We start from the raw sequence: 5487 nt of genomic DNA, 5'->3' as shown, positions 1-5487 counted from the left end.
CGGCGAGGACCTTCTCGGCCGGGGTGGCCGGGGCGACGAACTCGGTGTCGTTCTGGTCGAGTTCGGCGGGCGGCAGCGGCAGCGCCCGCTTGTCGATCTTGCCGCTGCGGTTGACGGGCAGTTCGTCGAGGAGCACGAACCGGGCGGGGATCATGTACGCGGACAGCGAGGCGCGCAGGGCGCGGCGCAGTTCCTCGGAGGTGGGGGCGGCGGAGCCCTGCGGGACGAGGTAGGCGACGAGGGCCGGTTCGCCGCCGGGCAGGTCGGTGCGGTGCAGTACGACGGCCTGGCGGATCTCGGGCAGGGCCCGCAGCGCGTGCTCGATCTCGCCGAGTTCGATGCGGAAGCCGCGCAGTTTGACCTGTGAGTCGCGGCGGCCGAGCCATTCCACGGCGCCGTCGGGCCGGTGGGTGCCGAGGTCGCCGGTGCGGCACAGCCGTTCGCCGGGGAGCCCGTAGGGGTCGGGTACGTAGGTGGCGGCGGTGAGTCCGGGGCGGCCGAGGTAGCCGCGGCCCACGGCCTGTCCGCCGAGGTAGATCTCGCCGGGGACGCCGGCCGGGACGGGCTGGAGGTCGTCGTCCAGGACGTGGACGCGGGTGTTGCGGATCGGGGTGCCGATGGGCGGCTGTCCCTGGCCGGGGCTCAGTTCGGCGGCGACGGACCAGACGGAGGTCTCGGTGAGGCCGTAGACGTTGTGGAAGCGGCGGCCGCGCGACCAGGCGTCGGCGAGTTCGGCCGGGCAGGACTCGCCGGCGACCTGGAGGACCCGCAGTTCGGGGAAGTCGTCCTCGCCGAGCACCGCGAGGGCGCTGGGCGGCAGCATGGCGCAGGTGACGCGGGCCGTGCGCAGGGTGCGGGCGAGGTCGGGGCCGGGGCGCAGGTCCTCCTTGGGCGCGGTGACCAGGCGGCCGCCGTTGGCGAGCGACCAGGTGAGTTCCAGGATCGAGGCGTCGAACCCGAAGGACGCGAACTGGAGCACCCGGTCCCCGGGGGTGGGGCGTACCAGGTCGCGCTGGCCTTCGAGCATGTTGGACAGTCCGCGGTGCGGCAGGGCGACGCCCTTGGGGGTGCCGGTGGAGCCGGAGGTGTAGATGATGTAGGCGAGGGTGTCGGCGTCGGGCTCCCGGCCGGGGACGGGGGCGACGTGCTCGGCGGGGGCGTCCAGATGGAGGACGGGGCCGTCGAAGGGGACCGTGCCGTCGAGGGCGCGCTGGGTCAGCAGGACCCGCATGCCGCTGTCGTCGGCCATGAACTTCAGGCGCTCGGTGGGGTGCTGGGGGTCGAGCGGCAGGAAGGCGCCGCCGGAGCGCAGCACCCCGACGGCGGCGCGCACCAGGTCGGGGCCGCGTTCGACGCAGATGCCCACGACCGTCTCCGGGCCGACGCCCAGGTTCCGCAGCCGCCGGGCCAACTGCTCGGCCTGCTCGTGGAGTTCGCCGTACGACAGCGTGTGTCCGCGGTGCTCGACGGCGACCGCGTCCGGGGTGCGGGCGGCGTGCCCGGCGATGTGCTCGTGGAGCATCAGCGGCGAGGACGGGATCTCGGGTCCGCGCGCCCAGACGTCGAGGGCGGTGGCGCGAGCCGCGCCGGTGAGCGCGGGCCGGGTGACCCGGGCGTCGGGCCCGGCGACCATGGCCTCCAGCTGGGCGCAGTACACGTCGGCCAGTTGCTCGGCCGTGGCGGGGGCGACGAACTCCGGGTCCACGTCCAGGGTGAAGGCGTTGACGCTGGCGTTGACCAGCAGCGGGAACATGGTCCGGGCGATCTCCAGGGAGTCGTCCCAGGAGTCGTGCGAGAGCCGGTGGAAGTTGACGTAGTTGAAGACGGTGTCCGTCAGGCTGGGCTCGGTGGGCCGCAGTTGGGCGATGCGGACCAGGGGCACCCTGCGGTGCGGCAGCATCTCCTGCTCGGCCTCGAACACGTCCCGCAGATACGCGCGCCAGCTGCCGCGCGGGCGGGTGACGCCGAACGGCACGGTGTTCAGGAACAGTCCGCGCATCCGGTCGGCGCCGGGCACCTCGGGCCGTCCGTTGGTGACCAGGCCGATGCTGTGTCCGAGGGCGCTCTCGTCGCGGTCGGCGAACAGGCTCATGGTGTGGTGGAAGGCGGTGAGCAGCACGGTACGGCGGGGCACCCCGGCGTCCTTCGCCAACTTTCCGATGCGCTCGGCGAGATGGGCGTAGCAGCGCCGGACCTCGTGCACCGGCGGCCGGTCGGCGCCCGCGTCGCCCTGCGCCCGGCGGCGGAAGGTCACGGGGCGCAGGTCGGCGAGGCTGTCGCGCCAGTACGTCAGCGACTCCTCGCTGTCGAGGGCGGCCCGCTCCAGGGCCACGTACTCGGCGAACGCGGGGGCCTGTGGCGGCCGGGGCGTGGTGCCGTGGGCGACGGCCTCGCGGTGCAGGGCGAGCAGGTCGGCGACGAGCGAGGTGAGGCTCCAGCCGTCCAGCACCACATGGCAGTCGGTGAGCACCAGCCGCAGATCGTGGTCGGTGATGTGGTGCAGATGGATGCGGACCAGGGGCGCGGCGGCCAGGTCGAAGCGCTTCTCGAACTCCTCGTCCACGAACTCCCGCAGCCGGGTGCGCTGTTCGTCGCGGGGCAGGCCGCGCAGATCGGAGTAGCCGACCCGCAGCCGGGCGGCGCGGTGCACGAGCTGGAGGGGTTCGCGGTAGCTGACGAGGTCGACGGAGCTGCGCAGGATGGGGTGTCCGGCGACCACCGCGTCCACGGCCGCCTGGAAGGCGTGCCGGTCGAAGCCCTCGGGGGTGCTGATCTTCAGGTCGGTGACGTTGTGGTAGGCGCCGCGCCGTGGGTCGGCGAGCATCTCGTGCAGCATGCCGGCCTGGAGCATGGTCAGCGGGTAGGCGTCTTCCAGGCCGTCGGGGAGCCGGCCCGCGTCGGCGGGGTCGAGCTGGGAGAAGGGGGCGACGGGGGCGGGCGCGTCGACGGCTTCGGTGACGAGGCCGGCGAGGTCGGCGAGGGTGCGGGTGCGGAAGACGTCGGCGACGGAGAAGCCGAGTCCGGCGAGCCGGCCGAGACCGACCAGGCGCAGCGCGAGGATCGAGTCGCCGCCCAGGTCGAAGAAGTTGTCGCCGCGGCCGACGTGTTCGGCGCCGAGCACCTGGCTCCACACCCCGGCCAGGGCCTGCTCCAGCGGGCCCTCGGGCGGCACATGGCTGCCGGGTCCGGCCGCGGCGGGGGCGACGGCGGTGAGGGCGGCGCGGTCCACCTTGCCGTTGGCGGTCAGCGGCAGCCGCTCGTGCCGCACGAACAGCGCGGGGACCATGTAGTCGGGCAGGGTCAGCCGCAGTCCCTCGCGCAGCGCGGGCGGATCGAGCGGGCGGGCCTCCGGGGTGACGATGTGGGCGACGAGGCGGGCCGTGTCGCCGTCCCGGCGGGCGACCACCGCGACATCGGCGACGCCGGGCAGGGCGCGCAGCGCGGTCTCGATCTCGCCGGGTTCGATGCGGTAGCCGCGGATCTTCACCTGGTGGTCGGCGCGGCCGAGGTACGCCAACTCACCGTCGGGCAGCACCCGGACGAGGTCGCCGGTGCGGTACATCCGGGCGCCGGGCGCGCCGAAGGGATCGTCCAGGAAGCGTTCGGCGGTCAGTTCGGGCCGGTTGCGGTAGCCGCGGGCCACGCCGCCGCCGGAGACGTACAGTTCGCCGACGCTGCCGGGCGGCACGAGCCGGCCCCCGGCATCGAGGACGTACCCGTGCTGCCCGGTGAGCGGACGGCCGATGGGGGAACGGACGGTGCCGTGCACGTCGTTCTCGGTGATGGTGCGGAAGGTGACGTGCACCGTGGTCTCGGTGATGCCGTACATGTTCACCAGGGCGGGCTTCTCGCCCGGGGCGGTGAACCAGTCGCCGTAGTCGCGGACGTCGAAGGCGTCGCCGCCGAACACCACCGTGCGCAACGGGAGTTCAGCGAAGCCGCTCCCGGTGCTCTTCAGATGGGCGCGCAGGCCCTTGAAGGCGGCCGGGGTCTGGTTGAGGACGGTGACGCCCTGCTCGCGCAGCACCTGGTGCACGGCGGCCGGGTCGCGGACCTCGTCGGCGCCGAGCACGACCACCCGTCCGCCGCTGGTCAGCGGCGCCCACAGCTCCCAGACCGAGAAGTCGAAGGCGGGTGAGTGCATCAGCGTCCACACGTCGTCCGGGCCGAAGTCGAAGTGCCGGTCGGCGGCGGCCAGCAGCCAGGCCAGGTTGCCGTGGGTGACCTCGACGCCCTTGGGGCGGCCGGTGGAGCCGGAGGTGTAGATGACGTACGCGAGGTCGCCGGGCGCGGGCCGGATGTCGGGGGTCTGTGCCTCGGCGCCGCCGTCCTCGTCCAACGCCATCAGCCGGACCGGCAGTTGCTCCACGGCGCCGCGGGTCGCGCCGTCGGTGACGATCCACTCGATGCCGGAGTCGGCGACGGTGAACTCGCGGCGGGCCTTCGGGTGGGAGGGGTCGAGCGGGAGGTAGGCGGCTCCGGCGCGCCAGACGGCGAGCAGGGCGACGGCCAGGTCGGGGGTGCGGTCGAGGCAGACACCGACCAGGGAGCCCGGGGTGACCCCGGCCGCGCGCAGTCGGCGGGCCAGGTGCGAGGCGCGGGCGTCGAGTTGGGCGTAGGTCAGGGAGCGGGTGGCCGGGTTGTGGGTGCCGCGTACCGCGATCGCCTCCGGCGCCCGGGCGATGTGCCCGGCGAGCCGGTCGGGGGCGGTGCGCGGGGCGGTCCTGGGCTCGTTGCCGGCGTTCGCGGGGCCGTTCGGGCCGAGCAGGTGGGCGCGTTCGGCGGGGGTCAGCGGGTCGATGCCGCTGAGCGGGGTGTCGGGGGTGGCGCAGAACGCCTCCAGCAGGTTCACGGTGTGCCGGGCGAGGGCCGCGACGGTCCCCGCGTCGTACAGGTCGGGCCGGTAGACGAACGCCAGCTCGGTGCGGCCGTCGCCGTCGCGCAGATCGAGGGTGAGGTCGAACTTGGCGGTGGTGAGGTCGATCCGGAACGGCGTCCCGGTGGCTCGGCCGAGGTCGAACGCGGAGCCGCTGATGTCGGTGTGCGTGTACAGGACCTGCACCAGCGGGTTGCGGGCGAGATCGCGCTCGGGGCTCAGCGCCTCCACGACCCGCTCGAACGGCAGCGACTGGTGCGAGAACGCCTCCAGGACCCGCTCCCGGGTACGGGCGAGCAGCGCGGCCGGCGTCGGATCGTCGCTGAAGTCACCGCGCATCACCAGGGTGTTGACGAAGAACCCGACGAGCTGCTCGGTCTCGGCCCGCTCCCGGTTGGCCACCACGGTGCCCACCGCGATGTCCTGCTGCCCGCTGTGGAAGGCCAGCGCGGCCTGGAAGGCGGCGAGCACCGTCATGTACGACGTCGTGCCCGCGCGTCGGCCGAGTTCGCCGAGCGCGCCGGTCAGCGCGGGCGACAGGGTGAGGACATGTCCGTCGCCGCGGCCGCCCGGGGTGTCGGGGCGGGGGTGGTCGGTGGGCAGCTCCAGCG

General features: G+C 74.0%; 1 protein-coding gene. It reads right to left on the bottom strand.

The annotated features are described in order from the left end of the window. The coding region (locus tag CCN72_RS18490) for a non-ribosomal peptide synthetase (protein WP_107430123.1) at window positions 1-5487 on the bottom strand (5487 nt) is incomplete at both ends.

Source organism: Streptomyces murinus (assembly GCF_002154555.1).
Classification (GTDB): Bacteria; Actinomycetota; Actinomycetes; order Streptomycetales; family Streptomycetaceae; genus Streptomyces; species Streptomyces murinus.
The sequence above is the reverse complement of the archived record's forward strand: the minus strand, read 5'-3'. Positions and strand labels throughout refer to the sequence as shown.